The organism is Aeromonas sp. OTU364, assembly GCF_038440395.1.
Classification (GTDB): domain Bacteria; phylum Pseudomonadota; class Gammaproteobacteria; order Enterobacterales; family Aeromonadaceae; genus Aeromonas.
On record NZ_JASATR010000003.1, the window covers coordinates 294507 to 311026 of the forward strand.

Annotated in this window: 11 protein-coding genes; 3 read left to right on the plus strand and 8 right to left on the minus strand. The window is 60.2% G+C overall.

The genetic code is table 11. From position 1 onward, the window contains the following. Nucleotides 1–166: 166 nt before the first annotated feature. Nucleotides 167–880, plus strand: coding sequence for a fatty acid metabolism transcriptional regulator FadR (fadR, locus tag AAHB08_RS05730; RefSeq protein ID WP_139434293.1), 714 nt, complete (start codon nucleotides 167–169; stop codon nucleotides 878–880). A gap of 60 nt (nucleotides 881–940) precedes the next feature. Here the strand turns inward: fadR and AAHB08_RS05735 are convergent, their stop codons facing one another. The 4 genes from AAHB08_RS05735 to AAHB08_RS05750 form a co-directional block, all read right to left on the minus strand. Continuing rightward, on the minus strand, nucleotides 941–2461 hold the full coding sequence (locus AAHB08_RS05735; protein WP_202045860.1) for a SpoVR family protein: 1521 nt from the start codon (nucleotides 2459–2461) through the stop codon (nucleotides 941–943). Between the two features lie 10 nt (nucleotides 2462–2471). After that, a complete protein-coding gene (locus tag AAHB08_RS05740) occupies nucleotides 2472–3743 on the minus strand; it encodes a YeaH/YhbH family protein (RefSeq protein WP_202045859.1) in 1272 nt (423 codons plus the stop codon). Nucleotides 3744–3767: 24 nt separating this feature from the next. Continuing rightward, nucleotides 3768–5690 (minus strand): PrkA family serine protein kinase, encoded by a 1923-nt coding sequence (locus tag AAHB08_RS05745; protein ID WP_202045858.1) that lies wholly within the window; start codon nucleotides 5688–5690, stop codon nucleotides 3768–3770. Nucleotides 5691–6252: 562 nt separating this feature from the next. Next, the gene (locus AAHB08_RS05750; RefSeq protein ID WP_342058374.1) at nucleotides 6253–8175 is read right to left on the minus strand and encodes a RecQ family ATP-dependent DNA helicase; all 1923 of its coding nucleotides are present in this window, start codon (nucleotides 8173–8175) and stop codon (nucleotides 6253–6255) included. Between the two features lie 336 nt (nucleotides 8176–8511). Here AAHB08_RS05750 and sstT point away from each other — a divergent pair, with 336 nt between their 5' ends. After that, a complete protein-coding gene (gene sstT, locus AAHB08_RS05755; protein ID WP_265435767.1) occupies nucleotides 8512–9762 on the plus strand; it encodes a serine/threonine transporter SstT in 1251 nt (416 codons plus the stop codon). Nucleotides 9763–10527: 765 nt separating this feature from the next. On the opposite strand, the gene AAHB08_RS05760 is transcribed toward sstT, so the two are convergent. From AAHB08_RS05760 to pabB, 3 genes are all read right to left on the minus strand, one after another. After that, nucleotides 10528–11826 carry an HAAAP family serine/threonine permease gene (locus AAHB08_RS05760; protein WP_247626006.1) on the minus strand — a complete coding sequence of 433 codons (1299 nt, stop codon included), beginning with the start codon at nucleotides 11824–11826 and terminating at the stop codon, nucleotides 10528–10530. A gap of 197 nt (nucleotides 11827–12023) precedes the next feature. Next, nucleotides 12024–12608: a CoA pyrophosphatase gene (locus AAHB08_RS05765; protein WP_342058402.1), complete on the minus strand. Its 585-nt coding sequence runs from the start codon at nucleotides 12606–12608 to the stop codon at nucleotides 12024–12026. A 55-nt stretch (nucleotides 12609–12663) separates the two neighbouring features. After that, a complete protein-coding gene (gene pabB / locus AAHB08_RS05770) occupies nucleotides 12664–14040 on the minus strand; it encodes an aminodeoxychorismate synthase component I (protein ID WP_342058375.1) in 1377 nt (458 codons plus the stop codon). Between the two features lie 209 nt (nucleotides 14041–14249). Here pabB and AAHB08_RS05775 point away from each other — a divergent pair, with 209 nt between their 5' ends. Beyond that, a complete protein-coding gene (locus tag AAHB08_RS05775; protein WP_202045854.1) occupies nucleotides 14250–15773 on the plus strand; it encodes a fumarate hydratase in 1524 nt (507 codons plus the stop codon). 154 nt (nucleotides 15774–15927) lie between these two features. Here AAHB08_RS05775 and AAHB08_RS05780 read toward each other — a convergent pair whose 3' ends face one another. After that, nucleotides 15928–16407, minus strand: a complete 480-nt coding sequence (locus AAHB08_RS05780; RefSeq protein WP_342058376.1) for a cell division inhibitor — start codon at nucleotides 16405–16407, stop codon at nucleotides 15928–15930. Nucleotides 16408–16520: the final 113 nt, after the last annotated feature.

Consider the following 16520-nt stretch of genomic DNA (forward strand, 5'->3'; position numbering starts at 1 on the left):
ATATCACCATCATTTGGTGTTGCTTGGCTCCGGCCATATGGCTGTATACATATTTTTAACAAAAAGATCGGGTTAATGTGAGCAGAGGACTGACCTTCTGCTTGCCAGCATGACCGGCTTTGCTATTATTCGTGAGCCTTTTTACGCACTACAACAGAGTCACCACATGGTCATAAAAGCGCAAAGCCCTGCCGGGTTTGCCGAGGAATACATCATCGAGTCCATCTGGAACAATCGCTTTCCTCCAGGATCCATTCTGCCGGCGGAGCGCGAACTGTCCGAGCTGATTGGCGTGACTCGCACTACCTTGCGCGAAGTGCTGCAGCGCCTTGCCCGCGATGGCTGGCTCACCATCCAGCATGGCAAACCGACCAAGGTCAACAATTTCTGGGAAACCTCGGGTCTCAACATCCTGGAGACCCTGGCACGGCTCGATCAGGACAAGGTGCCGGATCTGGTGGCCCAACTGCTGTCGGCGCGCACCAACATCTGCACCATCTTCATCCGTGGCGCCATTCGCAACAACCCGGAGCAAGCCGCCGAGATCCTGCGCGGGGCCGATGAGGTCGAGAACACGGCTGAGGCCTATGCCGAGTTCGATTACCGCCTGCACCACCAGCTCTCCTTTGCTTCCGGCAATCCGATCTACGCCTTGATCCTCAATGGGTTCAAGGGGCTGTACAGCCGGGTCGGCCGCTATTACTTCTCCGACAAGCAGGCGCGTGAGACGGCGGATGCCTACTACAAGACGCTGCTGGGCTTGGCCGAGACCAAGAATCACGAGGCCGTGTTCATGACGGTGCGCCAGTACGGTATAGAGTCAGGCAAATTGTGGACCCGTCTGCGCCAGGACATGCCGAGCAACCTGTGCGATAACTGATGAAGGTCACCAGAAAAAACGCGCCTGATGGCGCGTTTTTTTATGCTCCTTGCCTGCCCATCAGGTCAGGCTCTTGCGATCCGGGCAGCGCCCTATGATGTCTGCGGTGAGCTCGCCGTTATCCTGCTCCAGCACCACATCGAATCCCCACAGCTGGTGCAGATGCTTGAGCACCTCGTGCCGCGACTCGCCGAGGGGGATCCTGTTGTGGGGGACATAACGCAGGGTGAGGGAGCGATCTCCCTTCACCGCCACGTTGTAGACCTGAATGTTGGGCTCCAGATTGCTCAGGTTGTATTGGGCTGACAGGGTGTTGCGCACCAGCCGGTAACCCTCCTCGTTGTGGATGGCGGAGACCTTGAGGTAGTTCTTCAGATCGTCGTCATCGATGGCAAACAGCTTCATGTCGCGCATCACCTTGGGGCTCAGGAACTGGCTGATAAAGCTCTCGTCCTTGAAGTTCTGCATGGCGAAGTGCAGGGTGTCGACCCAGTTGGTGCCGGCGTAATCGGGGAACCAGTATCTGTCCTCCTCTGTGGGGTGCTCGCAGATGCGGCGCAGGTCGGTGAACATGGCAAAACCGAGGGCATAGGGATTGATGCCCGAGTAGTAGCGGCTGTTATAGGGGGGCTGGTACACCACGTTGGTGTGGCTGTGCAGCACCTCTATCATGAAGCGATCGCTGATCTTCCCCTCGTCATACAGGTGATTGAGGATGGTGTAGTGCCAAAAGGTGGCCCAGCCCTCGTTCATCACCTGGGTCTGTTTCTGCGGGTAGAAGTACTGGCTGATCTTGCGCACTATGCGCACCACTTCCCGCTGCCAGGGTTCCAGCAGGGGGGCGTTCTTCTCGATGAAGTAGAGGATGTTCTCCTGAGGCTCGGGTGGATAACGCCTGTCCTCGATACCGGCGGCCTTGTGCTGCTTGGGCAGGGTGCGCCACAGCTCGTTGACCTGGGTTTGTAGGTAATCTTCCCGCGCCTTCTGGCGCCGTTTCTCCTCTGCCAGGGAGATCTTCTGGGGACGCTTGTAGCGATCCACCCCGAAGTTCATCAGGGCATGGCAGGAGTCGATCAGCCGCTCGACGGCATCTATACCGTGTTTTTCCTCGCATTCGGTGATGTAGTTCTTGGCAAACAGCAGGTAGTCGATGATGGAGGAGGCATCGGTCCAGGCCTTGAACAGGTAGTTGTTCTTGAAGAAGGAGTTGTGGCCATAACAGGCGTGCGCCATCACCAGGGCCTGCATCGGCATGGTGTTCTCTTCCATCAGGTAGGCGATGCAAGGGTCGGAGTTGATGACGATCTCATAGGCCAAGCCCATCTGGCCGCGCTTGTAGTTGCGCTCGGTATGGATGAAGCGCTTGCCGAAGGACCAGTGCTGGTAGCCGATGGGCATGCCGACGCTGGAGTAGGCATCCATCATCTGCTCGGCGGTGATCACCTCGATCTGGTTGGGATAGGTATCCAGCCGATAAAACTTGGCAACCCGGGCAATCTCCTGGTGATAGGTCTCCAGCAGATCGAAGTTCCAGTCAGGCCCATCGTCCAGCGGCGCTATTTTTCTCGCGGTTTCTACCATATGTGATCCCTCAAGCCGCTTGCTTCTTGAACAACTCCCGGAACACCGGATAGATGTCCTCTACCTTGCGAATGTGCTCCATCGCGAAGTGGGGGTACTGCTCGGCCACCGACTCGTACTCGTGCCACAGGGTCTGATGAGCGCGGGTGGTGATCTCGATGTAGGAGTAGTAGCGCACCCGCGGCATGATGTCGCGCATCAGTATCTCCCGGCACTGGGGCGAGTCATCCGCCCAGTTGTCGCCATCGGACGCCTGCGCCGCATAGATGTTCCACTGGTTGGCTGGGTAACGCTCGTTGATGATGTCGTTCATCATCTTGAGGGCGCTGGAGACTATGGTGCCGCCAGTCTCCTGAGAGTAGAAGAACTCGTGTTCGTCCACTTCCTTGGCCTGGGTGTGGTGGCGAATGTAGACCACCTCCACGTTCTTGTAGGTTCGGCTCAGGAACAGATAGAGCAGGATGTAGAAACGCTTGGCCATCTCCTTGGTGGCTTGATCCATGGAGCCGGAGACATCCATCAGGCAGAACATCACCGCCTGGCTGGAGGGCACGGGCCGTTTGACGAAGTTGTTGAACTTGAGATCGAAGGTGTCGATGAAGGGCACCGCCTCGATCCGCCGTTTCAGCTCCCTGATCTCCTTTTCGAGCTGTGCCATCTCGGCAAAATGTTCGTTGGGATCGACGGCCAGCAGGGCCAGCCGCTCCTCCAGTTCACGCAGCTGGCGCTTCTTGCCCGCCTGCAGCGCCATCCGACGCGCCAGCGAATTTTGCAGCGAGCGCACCACGTTGATGTTGGCGGGCACCCCGTTGGAGGTGTAGCCCGCGCGGTAGGTTTTCATCTCCATCAGCTGGTTGAGCTGGGTCTTCTGCAGCCGTGGCAGCTCCAGATCCTCAAACAGCAGGTCCAGGTACTCGTCTTTCGAGATCTGGAACACGAAGTCGTCAGCTCCCTCGCCCTGATCCGAGGCCTGGCCTTCGCCCCCGCCCTGACCGCTGCCCCCTCCCTTGGGGCGGTCAATCTTGTCACCGGAGACGAACTGATCGTTCCCCGGGTGCACCATCTCCCGTTTACCGCCTTGACCTTGATGGAAATGGGGCTCACCGATGTCCTTGGTCGGGATGCTGATGCTCTCGCCCTTGTCCACGTCCTGAATGCTGCGCTTGGAGACAGCATCCGAGACCGCTTGTTTGATCTGCTTCTTGTAGCGGCGGATGAAGCGCTGCCGATTGACAGCGCTTTTGTTTTTGCCGTTGAGTCTGCGGTCGATAAAATGCGCCATAACTCCCCCTTGAACACGGCAGGGTCAGGATGACTTGCGTACCCTGAGATACCATTCGGAGAGCAGGCGTACCTGTTTGCGGGTGTAGCCCTTCTCCATCATCCGTTCGACAAAGTTATCGTGCTTCTTCTGCTCCTCGGCCGAGGTTTTGCTGTTGAAGGAGATAACCGGCAGCAGCTCTTCCGTGTTGGAGAACATCTTCTTCTCGATCACGGTGCGCAGCTTCTCGTAACTGGTCCAGTTGGGGTTACGGCCTGCGTTGTTGGCCCGTGCACGCAGCACGAAGTTGACGATCTCGTTGCGAAAATCTTTCGGGTTGCTGATCCCGGCGGGTTTTTCGATCTTCTCCAGCTCGCTGTTGAGCGATGCCCGATCAAACAACTGGCCGGTCTCGGGGTCACGGTACTCCTGATCCTGGATCCAGAAGTCGGCGTAGGTGACATAGCGATCGAAGATGTTCTGCCCGTACTCTGAATACGACTCGAGGTAGGCGGTCTGGATCTCCTTGCCGATAAATTCCACGTAGCGCGGGGTCAGATAGCCCTTGATGAACTCGAGGTAGCGATCGTGCAGCTCCTGCGGGAACTGCTCGCGCTCTATCTGCTGCTCCAGCACATAGAAGAGGTGGACAGGGTTGGCCGCCACTTCCGCATGGTCGAAGTTGAAGACACGGGAGAGGATCTTGAATGCAAAGCGGGTGGAGAGGCCGTTCATGCCCTCGTCGACGCCGGCGTAGTCGCGATACTCCTGATAGCTCTTCGCCTTGGGATCCGTATCCTTGAGGCTCTCGCCGTCATAGACCCGCATCTTGGAGTAGAGGCTGGAGTTTTCCGGCTCCTTGAGCCGTGACAATACGGAGAACTGGCCCAGCAGCTCCAGGGTGCCCGGGGCGCATTTGGCCTCGGTCAGCTCGCTGTTGAACAGTAGTTTCTCGTAGATCTTCACCTCTTCCGAGACGCGCAGGCAGTAGGGCACCTTGACGATGTAGACCCGGTCGAGGAAGGCCTCGTTGTTCTTGTTGTTGCGGAACTGCTGCCATTCGGATTCGTTGGAGTGAGCCAGCAGGATGCCGTCGAAGGGAAGGGCGGAGAGCCCCTCGGTGCCGTTGTAGTTGCCTTCCTGGGTCGCGGTCAGCAAGGGGTGCAATACCTTGATGGGGGCTTTGAACATCTCCACGAATTCCATCATCCCCTGGTTCGCCTTGCACAGCGCCCCTGAGTAGGAGTAGGCATCGGCATCATCCTGGGCATAGTGCTCCAGCATGCGGATGTCGACCTTGCCCACCAGGGAGGAAATGTCCTGGTTGTTGTCATCGCCAGGCTCGGTTTTCGCGATGGCGATCTGATCCAGGATGGAGGGGTTGACCTTCTCCACCTTGAACTTGGTGATGTCGCCGCCAAACTCGTGCAGCCGCTTGGCGACCCAGGGGGACATGATGGGCCTCAGGTAGCGGCGCGGTATGCCGTACTCTTTTTCCAGGATCTCGCCGTCCTCTTCGATGTCGAACAGGCAGAAGGGGTGGTCATTGACCGGCGATCCCTTGATGCGATAGATGGGCACTTTTTGCATCAGGGACTTGAGTTTCTCGGCCAGCGAGGATTTGCCGCCGCCGACGGGGCCGAGCAGGTAGAGGATCTGCTTCTTCTCTTCCAGTCCCTGGGCGGAGTGCTTGAGGTAGGAGACGATCTGCTCGATGGCCTCTTCCATGCCATAGAAGTCTTTGAAAGCGGGATAGCGTGCGACGACGCGGTTGGAAAAGAGGCGGCTGAGGCGCGGATTGACGGAAGTGTCGATCATTTCCGGTTCGCCGATGGCAGCCAGCAGTCGTTCGGCGGCGGAGGCGTAGCAGGATTTGTCCTGTTTGCACATATCCAGAAACTCCTGGATGCTGTACTCCTCCTCTCTGGCCTTCTCATACCGCTGTTGATAGTGCTCGAAGATGCCCATAACTTAGCCCTCGTTATAGTCGCTTACCCTGAAAAAGAGTGGATCACTACTTTTGTTCTGTTTACCTCTTAAGCCTAGTCAACAGCCCCCAGTAATCCATCGCCATCATTGGTTTAAGTTTGTACGGGAGCTTCCCGATCCTCATGCGGGAAGAGGCAGCCAATGACATCTCTATGTTACTGACTGTTAAATTATTTTTGCCACGACAGTGATGCAAATGTCAAAGACATAAAAAATAAATGTTTGTGTGGCAGGCGCAGAAAATGATGGTCCCCGGGTTTGTCGAATCGAAGCGCAGGCGGGGCAAGGGTGGCAGGGGAGAAGGGATGAAACGCCATGACGCTTACGTTAACGTAATGTTTGTTGTTTGGTGTTTAAGCTCTAATTTTTACATTGACGCTACATTCCGGCTGCTCTAGATTGGCCCTGTGTCGAGCAGTCATCGCTTTAGCAAGAGAGTGGGTGATTGTGCAGATACTAAGCTCTGTTTAAGCACGTTTCCGTTGGCTTGACCCTCGCATCCGCGAGGGTCTTATTTTTTCAGCGTCCGGCAAGCGGGTGATCAAGCGTCGGCAGGATAGATCGCCGACACCGCCGCCAGCACCTCGGCGAAGGGATGGGCCGCCAGCTGGCCAAAACCGGCCAGGTTTCTCGCCTTGGTCCGGGTGGTCAATGGGGTGGCGATACCGCACAGGAAGCGGGTCAGGATCCTGGGATGGCGCTGGTGACACAGAGCAATAAGAGGATCGCACCAGGCGCGCAAGCCGTGCTCGTTGGGCAAGCCCGGAGATGGCAGCGGCGGCAGCACGGCTATCTCCCCCCGGCAGACGGAGCAGTGCCCGCACTGCTCGGGCGCCTCTTCATCGGCAAAATAGCGGGCCAGCTCATGGCTCAGGCAGTGAGTCGAGGTAAAGAACTCCAGCAGGGCCTGGAGGCGGGCCAGCTCACTCTGCTCTTTCTTTTCAAACAGTCCATGTAGCTCTTCGGTCAGTGCCGCCGGGTCGATATGCTGGCGCACGACTCTATACACCGCCGTCATCTGCTTGCTTTCCAGCTCGATCCAGCCCTGCTGCTGCAGATAATCCAGCGCCGCCGCGGCGCGCTGGCGTTCCCCCTGATAACCCTGCCACAGCGCATCGAAGTCCATGGTGCACCAGCTGCGCGCCTGGGGCGCACAGGCAAACAGCTGCTCCAGGAACTGGCGGCGATCGGGATTGAAGCGGGCCAGGATCTCCCGTTTTTCCAGCACGAACTTGAAACGGTACTCGGCAAAGTAGCTGTAGGCCGGGGCAATGATCCCCGCCATCTCCAGATAGACCAGCAGGGTCTTGAGGGGCAGTTGGCGAATGTTGGTCTCGTTGGAGAGGCGCAGCAGGCCAAATTCCCACTCGGCACCGCTCTGTTGCAGGATCTGGAGCAAGCTCAGGATGGCCTCCCTGTCCGGGGTGTCTCCATAGACGAAGTTTTCCAGCACAGGCAACTGGGCGCGGCTCGCCAGCACCATGCAGCGGGAGGGGAGCCCGTCACGTCCGGCGCGGCCTATCTCCTGGCTGTAGTTCTCGATGGATTTGGGCAGATCGTAGTGAATGACCCGGCGGATATCGGCCTTGTCGATGCCCATGCCAAAGGCGATGGTGGCGACGATGCAGTCGAGTCGGCCGGCCATGAAGTCGTGCTGGATCTGGCTGCGAAGGGCGGGATCCAGCCCCGCATGATAGGCACAGGCGCGAATGCCGATGGCCTGCAGCTGATCGGCGCACTGCTGCGCGCTCTGCTGCAGGGTGACGTAGACGATGGTGGGGGCCGCGGGATCGCGGCGCAACTCGTCACGCAGCCAGCCATCGCGGGCACTGCCGGCCAGCGGGATCACGGCGAGATCCAGATTAGGGCGATAGAAACCGGTCACCACCAGATCTTCGGCCTCGATGGCGAATTTGGCCTGCATGTCTGCCATGACCGCCGGGGTGGCGGTGGCGGTGAGCAGCAGTACCTGGGGAATGGCGAGATCGCGGCGATGGTCCGGCAGCTTCAGATAGTCTGGCCGAAAGTTGTGGCCCCATTCCGAGATGCAGTGCGCCTCGTCCACCACCAGCAGGGAGAGCGGCACCTGGGCGATGAAGCGGCGAAAGCGCTCGTTCTTGAGGCGCTCCACCGAGATCATCAGGATCTTGAGCTGGCCGTCGCTGGCCTGCTGCATCACCCGGCGGCTCTCCTCTGGGGTCTGGCTGGAGTCCAGGGTCGCGGCGGCAATCCCCTTGCTCTGCAAGAAGGCGAGCTGATCGTGCATCAGCGCCAGCAGGGGGGAGATGACCAGGGTCAGATGGGGCAGTGCCAGCGCGGGCAACTGGTAGCAGAGGGACTTGCCTGCGCCGGTCGGGAAGATGGCAGCCGCACTCTTGCCGGCCAGCAGGCGGCTGATCACCGCTTCCTGGCCGGGTCGTAGCCGGTCGAAGCCGAAGTGTCGGGTCAATAAAGAGGTGATCATGGCAACAGGCTCCAGTGCAAAGTGAGCGGCATGATACCACTCTCGCCTCCACATCGGCCGATGATAGGACTGGTTTGGTGACAATTTGACCGTAGTTGATATTGTGTTATCACATTGTTGTAGATTTTTTGTGAGGTAACCCTGATATTTTTCAGTGATTATGTGGAAAAAAACGATGGCAGATGGGATATTCCTTGTCCGCAACCCCACGCGTATGGACAGATCCAGAAGAAGGTTTGCCAACGGCACCACCGTCCACAGGCCGGTGTCAATGCGCGCGGCAGGTTGCCAACAGGACTAATGATTCACGCACCATGAGTGCACAGGGACTATTTGATGACACAACAACACCCCCTCATAAAACTGGTCAACAGCACCAGTCTGGTTAGCCAGATCCTGGTCGGTCTGGTATTCGGTATCCTCCTTGCCATGTTCATGCCCGAATGGGCCAAGGCGGCGGGTCTGCTTGGCAGCCTGTTCGTCGGTGCCCTGAAGGCGGTCGCTCCGCTGCTGGTCTTCGTGCTGGTGATGTCGGCGATCATCGGTCACAAGCAGGGTCAGAAGACCAACATGAAGCCGATCTTGCTGCTCTATGTGCTGGGGACCTTCCTGGCCGCCGTGGTGGCCGTGATGGCGAGCTTCCTGTTCCCCTCCAACCTGCACCTGGTGGCCAGCACTGCCGAGATCACCCCGCCGGGCGGCATCACCGAGGTACTGCAGACCCTGCTGTTCAACGTGGTGACCAACCCGGTGAAGGCGCTGCTGGATGCCAACTACATCGGTATCCTGGCCTGGGCCATCGGCCTTGGCATCGCCATGCGTCACGCGGGTGACAGCACCAAGGCGCTGATCAACGATCTGTCCCACGGGGTTTCCAGCATCGTCAGAGCGGTGATCCGCTGTGCCCCGCTCGGCATCCTGGGTCTGGTGGCATCCACCCTGGCCGAGACAGGTTTCGATGCCCTGTTTGGCTATGCCCAGCTGCTGGTGGTGCTGATCGGCTGCATGCTGTTCATCGCCTTCGTGGTCAACCCGCTCATCGTGTTCTGGAAGATCAAGCGTAACCCCTATCCGCTGGTGCTGACCTGCCTGAAAGAGAGTGGCGTGACCGCCTTCTTCACCCGCAGCTCCGCCGCCAACATCCCGGTCAACATGGCGCTGGCCGAGAAGCTGCGTCTGCCGGAAGACACCTACGCAGTCTCCATTCCGCTGGGTGCCACCATCAACATGGCCGGCGCCGCCATCACCATCACTGTGCTCTCCATGGCGGCGGTGCACACCCTGGGGATGGAAGTGGATCTGGCTACCGCCATTCTGCTCTCCGTGGTCGCCACCATCAGCGCCTGTGGCGCCTCCGGCGTGGCCGGTGGCTCCCTGCTGCTGATCCCGCTGGCGTGCAGCCTGTTTGGCATCAGCAACGACATCGCCATGCAGGTCGTCGCCGTGGGCTTCATCATTGGGGTGCTGCAGGACTCCGCCGAAACGGCCCTCAACAGCTCCACCGACGTGCTGTTCACCGCGGCCGCTTGCATGGCCGAGGATGAGAGCCTGCTGGAAGCGGCGCCGCTGCCCAGCCGCGAAGCCTGATCCCCTTAGCTTTTCCCTGAATGCTGGCGCCCTCTTCGGAGGGCGCTTTTTATTGCCTGCAATCTTGTGTCACCGACACTTGCGCCTTCCTTAATCCAATCTGCCGGTTGCCGCTGTGGACCTCTTGTCCATGGGTGGGCGCGCCTGCCTGCGAGGGCGGTCGTGGCTATCCCTCTGGAAAGGAAGGGCGGCAGGGGCTGCGGGGTCCATAGGCTCAGGCGCAGATGGGTAGTCAGCCGCCGCGTCGCCATCATGGCAAGGGCTCAAGGCACATCTGCGGGCAGAGGGGCGCAGGAGACGCAGGATTGGGGCATCAGGTCTTTCGTTCTGTGTCGCCGCCTTGGAGCCTTGGCGAGCGGCGGCATCCCGTCTCTCGGGGGCAAACCCAGACCCCTGCGGGGAGGCCCTAGGCGCCCGATGTAGGCGCGGTATAGCGCCCATCCTCCTGCACAGGCACAGGCACAGGCACTAGGCACTAGGCAAAGGGCAGAAGGGAACATGGGCGTGGGGGTCACTCGGCAGCATGGGGCTGCCATCCCTTTTGCCCAAGCGCGGGGCCTGAGGACAGGAGCAGATTGCACGGGCGGCCACGCAGCGGGTGGTCGGTCGGGAAAGGTGGCTGATAGGGAAGATGACCTTATCCAGGCCCTTGCCGAACCTCGGGGCACAGCAATGAAAACAGCCCGGCACGCTGAGCCTGCCGGGCTGTGGGTCTCTGGCAGGGTCAACCGGCGATCCGGTTGACCCTGGCTATCGGGGGCGGGGTTAGCCGACCAGCTGATAGAGGATAGCAGAGATGGCGATGAGGCCCATTGTTGCCACGAACAGGTTGCTGATCTGGCCCTGGTATTTCGCCATGGCCGGGACGCGCTTGATGGCGTACATCGGCATCAGGAACAGGATTGTGGCGATGATGGGGCCACCCAGGGATTCGATCATGCCGAGGATGGAGGGGTTGATCACGGCCACGGCCCACAGGGTCAGGATGAAGAAGGCGATGATGAACAGCTCGATCTTCTTGTGGTTCGGCTCCTTGCCGGAGGAACGCATCTGCTGCATCACCATGCCCTTCAGACCTTCACGGGCACCCAGGTAGTGGCCGAAGAAGGAGGAGACGATGGCGACGAAAGCAACCAGCGGACCGAAGTAGGAGATGATGGGGCTCGCATGCTGGTTGGCCAGGTAGGAGAGCACGGCAATGTTCTGGGACTTGGCTTCTGCCAGCTGGGCCGGAGTCAGGCTCATCACGCAGGAGAAGACGAAGAACATCACGAAGCCCAGCAGTATGATGGCGGTGCGCTTCAAGATGGCGTCGGACTTGGCGACGGCGTTGTCACCGTGATCACGGCGCTGGGCCAGGGCGAAGCTGGAGATGGCCGGGCTGTGGTTGAAGGAGAACACCAGCACCGGGATGGTCAGCCACAGGGTGGTGGCGAAATCCTTGGCGGAAGGCACCTGGGCCAGGGCGGCTCCGGTCCAGTCCGGGATCAGGTAGAGGGAGATGCCCGCCAGGATGGCGATGAGGGGGTACACCAGGAACTCGGTGACCTTCAGCATCAGCTTCTCACCGGCCAGCATGACCGACATCATGGCCATGATCAGCACGATGGAGAGGATCCAGCGCGGTGGCGCCGTCATCTGCAGCTGGTTGACCAGGAAGCTCTCGACGGTATTGGTGATGCCCACGCCGTAGATCAGCACTATGGGGTAGATGGCAAAGAAGTAGAGCAGGGTGATTAATTTGCCTGCGCCCACGCCGAAATGCTCTTCCACCACTTCGGTGATGTCCGCATTGGGCTTCTTGGAGGAGAGCACGAAGCGCGCCAGGCCGCGGTGGGCCAGATAGGTCATGGGGCCGACCAGCAGCGCCATCACCACCAGTGGCCAGAAGCCACCCATGCCGGCGTTGATGGGCAGGAACAGGATGCCGGCGCCGACGGCGGTGCCGAACAGGCTGATAACCCAGGTGGTGTCTTGTTTGCTCCAACCGCGTGATTGGACCGAGCGGATCCCTTGCTCCTGTGCGGCTGCAACGTCCTGTGCGCCAGTGACAGTATTGGACATGTGTCTCACCCCGAATGTGTGGTTTTAATTAGTCGGCGCAAGAATACTTTCTTTTTACCCAAAAATGTTGATCAGATTCACCTTTATGAGGCTGAAACCCGCACTTTCTTATGGAAATGTGATCAAAAGAATAAAAAATCAAAATTTATTTATCATATGCAGTGTTAGTTGAATGTTAACTGGATAATTTCTCACCTCTAAAGGTTATCAATATGTTGTTCTGACAGGTGCTGGGCCAGTTGGCGGATCATGCTGGCGGTGGCCCCCCAGATGAAGGAGTGCTGCCAAGGGATCCAGTAGATGGTGTGGCGCTTGCCCGCCCTTGGCAGGGTCAGGGCTATGTGGTGGGCCGGATCCAGCACATGGCTGAGGGGCACCTCGAAGGCCTGCTCCACTTCGTCGGGGCTGAGGGCAAGGCGGTAGTCGGGGTCTATCATGGCCAGCACAGGCAGGACGTCATACAGGGAGATGGTGTTGAGCGGGGTGAGGCTGCCGATGACCCGGATCTGGGAGGCGGGGATCCCGAGCTCTTCATGGGTCTCTCGCAGGGCCGTGTGGATCAGGCTCTCATCTTCCGGATCCTGGCGCCCGCCGGGGAAGCTTATCTGCCCCGGGTGGTGGCGCAGGGTGGTGCTGCGACGGGTCAGCAACAGGCGTAGCCCCTGGGGGCGCTCCACCAGGGGGATCAGCACAGCCGCCGGCTTGAGCCCTGCCAGCATCAAACGGTGGGCGGGGGCGGGGCGCTGCAACAGGAAGCGGGTCAGCAGCTCGGCGCGGTTCATCTCGATATCCATCTCGGTCCTGGTCTCCTTGGGGCGGGTGAGGGCAGTCACAGGCTCATTGGCGCAAGGCAGCCAGCAGCGGCAGGATGCGGGCCACCTTGTCGTAGGTCTCCTGATATTCGGCGTCCGGGTCTGAGTCGGCGATGATGCCGCCCCCCGCCCAGCAATGGAGCCGGCCGGCTTCGGCTATCAGGGTGCGGATGCAGATGCTGGTGTCCATCCGGCCGTGCTGGCTCAGATAGCCGATGCTGCCGCAATAGGCGTTTCGGCGCACCGGCTCCAGCTCCTCGATGATCTCCATCGCCCGGATCTTGGGGGCCCCCGTGATGGAGCCGCCAGGGAAACAGGCCCGCAGCAGATCCACCCCCTGCCAGCGCGCATCCAGCTCGCCGTGAATGGTGGAGACCAGGTGATGCACGGCGGGGAAGGACTCCACCGCAAACAGGCTCGGCACGCTGACGGAGCCTGGGCGACTGACCCGGCCTATGTCGTTGCGCAGCAGATCCACGATCATCAGGTTCTCCGATCTGTCCTTGTCGGCACTGGCGAGCGACTCGGCCACCTGTTTATCGATAGCGGGATCCGGATGACGGGGCCGGGTGCCCTTGATGGGCTTGGTCTCAATGTGGCGGCCATCGAGCAGCAGGAAGCGCTCGGGGGAGAGGCTCAACATGGCGCTACGGGGCAGCCGGACAAAGGCCGAGAAGGGGGCCTTGTTGGCGGCGCTGAGGGCGAGATAGGCGGACCACTCGTCCCCTCCATAGGGGGCGCTGAAGCGTTGGGTCAGGTTGATTTGATAGCAATCCCCTGCCGCCAGATAGGCCTGGATACGGGCGAACTTTTCGCCGTACTCGGCCCGGCTCATGTTGCTCTGCCACTCGCCCTCTAAGGCGAAGGGAGCGCAGGGCCGAGGGGCTTGCGCCGCCAGCCACTGCAATCGTCTGGCGAGCCCGGACTCCTCTCCCCAGTGCACCAGCTGCCAGCGACCGGTCGCAACTTCCCGCAGCAGTGCCCAATCGTAGATCCCCACCGCCATGTCGGGTACCTGGATGTCCGCGCTGGCCTGGACGGGCATACGTTCGAATCGCCGGCCCAGATCGTAGCCAAAGAGCCCCAGGGCGCCCCCGATGAAGGGCAGGTCATGCTCATCCTGCACCAGCTCCCCCAGCAGGGCTCGTTGGGTCTCGGCGAGCAGGGCGAGGGGATCGCCGTCATGATGGCTCTGGTGACCAGCCTGGGTGAGGCAGGTGCTGGCACCCCGGGTCTCCAGGGTGGCAAGCGGATCGGCACTGATGATGTCAAAGCGGTTGTCGGCGCCCGTTGGGCCTGCCGATTCCAGCAGGATGGCCCAGGCCTGGTGTTGCAAGCGGGCAAACAGGGCGTGAAGCGATGCTTGCGGGTCGAAATGGTGGATATGCAGTCTTGGTTTCATTTTTTGTTACACAGGCAACAGTTTGCACCCAGCTCCCTAGCCGGTTCGGGTGCTCAAGCGTATCATGGCCGCCGGCATTTTTAAGAAAAACACCGTTATAAAAACACGCCGTAGTCGCCGGCTCTGTGCGCATTCGCCGCCTGCCGAAGGCCCGGCTCATATGGAAGCCCTTGCTCGCGCAAGCGACGACAAGGACCAGTGAGGATGATATGAGCATCATTAGAAAACAGGACTTTATCGATTCCATTGCTGACGCCCTGCAGTACATCTCTTTCTACCACCCCCTCGATTTTGTCCACGCCGCCAAGGCTGCCTATGACCGCGAGATCAACCCGGCCGCCAAGGATGCCCTGGCCCAGATCCTGATCAACTCCCGCATGTCTGCCGAAGGGCATCGCCCCCTGTGCCAGGACACCGGCATCGTCACCTGCTTCGTCAAGATCGGCATGCAGGTGCAGTGGGACAGCGACATGACGGTGCAGGAGATGGTGGACGAGGGCACTCGCCGCGCTTACACCAATCCGGACAACCCGCTGCGCGCCAGCGTGCTGGCGGATCCTGCCGGCAGTCGCAAGAACACCAAGGACAACGCCCCTGCCGTGGTGCACATCGACATGATCCCGGGGGACAAGGTGGAAGTGAGCATAGCGGCCAAGGGCGGCGGTTCCGAGAACAAGTCCAAGATGGTGATGCTCAACCCCTCCGACGACGTGGTCGAATGGGTGCTCAAAACCGTGCCGACCATGGGCGCCGGCTGGTGCCCGCCTGGCATGCTGGGGATCGGCATCGGCGGTACCGCCGAGAAGGCGGCCGTGCTCGCCAAGGAAGCCCTGATGGAGCACATCGACATTCAGGAGCTGATCGCCCGGGGCCCAGAAACCACAGAAGAGAAGCTGCGGGTCGAGCTCTATGACAAGGTCAACCGGCTGGGGATTGGTGCCCAGGGGCTGGGGGGCCTCACCACAGTGCTGGACGTGAAGGTCAAATCCGCCCCGACCCATGCCGCCTCCAAGCCGGTGGTGATGATCCCCAACTGCGCCGCCACCCGCCACGTTCACTTCGAGCTCGACGGCTCTGGCCCCGCCGAATTGACTCCGCCGAGGCTGAGTGACTGGCCGGAAATCACCCGTGAAGCGGGCGGCAACGTGCGCCGCGTCAACGTTGATGGCATCACCAAGGCCGAGCTCGCCAGCTGGAAGAGCGGCGATACCGTGCTGCTGTCTGGCAAGATCCTCACCGGCCGTGACGCCGCCCACAAGCGCATTGCCGACATGCTGAAAAATGGCGAAGGCTTGCCGGAAGGGGTCGACTTCACCAACCGCTTCATTTACTACGTCGGCCCGGTCGATGCGGTGCGTGACGAAGTGGTCGGCCCGGCCGGCCCCACCACCTCCACCCGGATGGACAAGTTCACCGACATGATGCTGGGGGAAACCGGCCTCATCGGCATGATAGGCAAGTCCGAGCGGGGTCCGAAAACCGTCGAGAGCATCAAGCAGCACCAGGCCGTCTATCTGATGGCAGTGGGTGGTGCCGCCTACCTGGTGGCCAAGGCCATCAAGAAGGCTCGTGTGGTGGCCTTCGCCGATCTGGGCATGGAAGCCATCTATGAGTTCGAGGTGGAAGACATGCCGGTGACAGTGGCGGTGGACTCCCAGGGCAACAACATCCATGAAACCGGTCCGGCCTACTGGTCTGCCAAAATCGCCGAGCTGGATACCAGGCTCGCCTGATCCGGTAGAAGCCCCTGGCGGGGCGCCGGGCAGATGGCAGCCCAGGCCATATGACAGAAGGCGACCTCAGGGTCGCCTTTCTCGTCTTGGTTGCCGCCTGCCAGGCTGACGCGGGGGCAGGGAGCCCTGCCAGCCCGGGTCGGCACGATATGACTCAATGGTTCAGGTAGACGTCCTGCCCACCGTAGCAGAGAGAGCCTCCCTGGGAAGGGGTGGGCTCGAAGAAGCGGGTCAGGACACCGGCACGCTGACCCAGGGTGCTGAGGCGGCTGCGATCCAGGGCAACCCGTTCGGGCAGCCAGGTCAAGACGGCGGCACAATGGCCGTTGGCCAGGCTCTGCTCCAGCAGACGTTGCCAGTTCTTGATCTTGGGGCCGTGAACCACCAGTACCCGGGCGGGATTGATTCCCTGGGCCTGCAGTTGCTTGGCCACGGGCAGCCCTGGCGGGGCTATGAGCAGGATCCAGCCGCTGTCGCTTTGGCTCAATCTTCCCAGCGCATCCAGCAACGGGGCTTCATGGAGATCCATGGCCAGTCGATGCTCATGCTCCGCCTTGCTCTGATGGCGGGTGGGCCAGGTGGTGATCACACCGGCAGAGGAGGAGAGTGGGCGGTGACTCAGGGGCTGGCTCATATATGTGTCCTGTATGAATAACCATGCTGTATGTGTATACAGTAGTTCTATCTCATGCCAGTGACAAGGCGTTTGTGATTAAAAATGTGAGCCGACTAACAGGGGTTTTTATT

What these genes read in the sequence shown, in the direction of transcription:
- sstT (WP_265435767.1), top strand. Translation starts at nt 8,512, where the DNA reads ATGACACAACAACACCCCCTCATAAAACTGGTCAACAGCACCAGTCTG.
- AAHB08_RS05775 (WP_202045854.1), top strand. Translation starts at nt 14,250, where the DNA reads ATGAGCATCATTAGAAAACAGGACTTTATCGATTCCATTGCTGACGCC.
- AAHB08_RS05735 (WP_202045860.1), bottom strand. Translation starts at nt 2,461, where the DNA reads ATGGTAGAAACCGCGAGAAAAATAGCGCCGCTGGACGATGGGCCTGAC.
- pabB (WP_342058375.1), bottom strand. Translation starts at nt 14,040, where the DNA reads ATGAAACCAAGACTGCATATCCACCATTTCGACCCGCAAGCATCGCTT.
- AAHB08_RS05750 (WP_342058374.1), bottom strand. Translation starts at nt 8,175, where the DNA reads ATGATCACCTCTTTATTGACCCGACACTTCGGCTTCGACCGGCTACGA.
- fadR (WP_139434293.1), top strand. Translation starts at nt 167, where the DNA reads ATGGTCATAAAAGCGCAAAGCCCTGCCGGGTTTGCCGAGGAATACATC.
- AAHB08_RS05740 (WP_202045859.1), bottom strand. Translation starts at nt 3,743, where the DNA reads ATGGCGCATTTTATCGACCGCAGACTCAACGGCAAAAACAAAAGCGCT.
- AAHB08_RS05780 (WP_342058376.1), bottom strand. Translation starts at nt 16,407, where the DNA reads ATGAGCCAGCCCCTGAGTCACCGCCCACTCTCCTCCTCTGCCGGTGTG.
- AAHB08_RS05745 (WP_202045858.1), bottom strand. Translation starts at nt 5,690, where the DNA reads ATGGGCATCTTCGAGCACTATCAACAGCGGTATGAGAAGGCCAGAGAG.
- AAHB08_RS05765 (WP_342058402.1), bottom strand. Translation starts at nt 12,608, where the DNA reads ATGAACCGCGCCGAGCTGCTGACCCGCTTCCTGTTGCAGCGCCCCGCC.
- AAHB08_RS05760 (WP_247626006.1), bottom strand. Translation starts at nt 11,826, where the DNA reads ATGTCCAATACTGTCACTGGCGCACAGGACGTTGCAGCCGCACAGGAG.